This window comes from Clostridium sp. USBA 49 (assembly GCF_900167505.1).
Taxonomy (GTDB): domain Bacteria; phylum Bacillota; class Clostridia; order Clostridiales; family Clostridiaceae; genus Clostridium_AT; species Clostridium_AT prolinivorans.
The window spans coordinates 1-1,002 of the sequence record NZ_FUYD01000030.1 but is presented as its reverse complement, the minus strand read 5'-3'; the positions used below and the strand labels follow the sequence as shown (position 1 = coordinate 1,002).

Annotated in this window: 1 rRNA gene; it reads right to left on the bottom strand. The window is 48.6% G+C overall.

Going from position 1 to position 1,002, the window contains the following annotated elements:
* Nucleotides 1–1,002 (bottom strand): 23S ribosomal RNA (locus tag B5D11_RS12480); the annotation flags it as partial.

Below are 1,002 nucleotides of genomic sequence, written 5' to 3'. Positions count from 1 at the left end.
CAGTGTGCACACCTTATCCTTCTGCGTCACTCCTTCTCTAATAACGCCACTTCTGGTATCGGAATATAAACCGATTGTCCATCACCTACGCCTTTCGGCCTCGGCTTAGGTCCCGACTAACCCTGAGCGGACGAGCCTTCCTCAGGAAACCTTAGGTTTTCGACCAATGAGATTCTCACTCATTTCTCGCTACTTATGCCAGCATACTCACTTCTGCATCGTCCACCACTCCTCACGGTATGACTTCAGCCAATGCAGAAAGCTCCTCTACCACGTGCCGTACGGCACATTCATAGCTTCGGTGGTAAGTTTTAGCCCCGGACATCTTCGGCGCAGGATCTCTCGACTAGTGAGCTATTACGCACTCTTTAAATGAGTGGCTGCTTCTAAGCCAACATCCTAGTTGTCTTAGAAATCCCACATCCTTTTCCACTTAACTTACACTTTGGGACCTTAGCTGATGATCTGGGCTGTTTCCCTTTTGACTACGGATCTTATCACTCGCAGTCTGACTGCCGGGATACAAGTATATGGCATTCGGAGTTTGATAGGGTTCAGTAACCTAAAAGGCCCCTAGCCCATTCAGTGCTCTACCTCCACTACTTAATTTCCCGACGCTATCCCTAAAGATATTTCGAGGAGAACCAGCTATCTCCGAGTTCGATTGGAATTTCTCCGCTATCCACAGCTCATCCCATGGTTTTTCAACACCAATGTGGTTCGGTCCTCCACGGAATTTTACTTCCGCTTCAACCTGTCCATGGATAGGTCACCCGGTTTCGGGTCTACGACATGCAACTATTTGCCCTATTCAGACTCGGTTTCCCTTCGGCTCCGTACCTTAAGTACTTAACCTTGCTGCACATCGTAACTCGCTGGCTCGTTCTACAAAAAGCACGCCATCAGACATTAACGTCCTCTGACTGTTTGTAAGCACACGGTTTCAGGTTCTATTTCACTCCCCTCCCGGGGTTCTTTTCACCTTTCCCTCACGGTACTTCT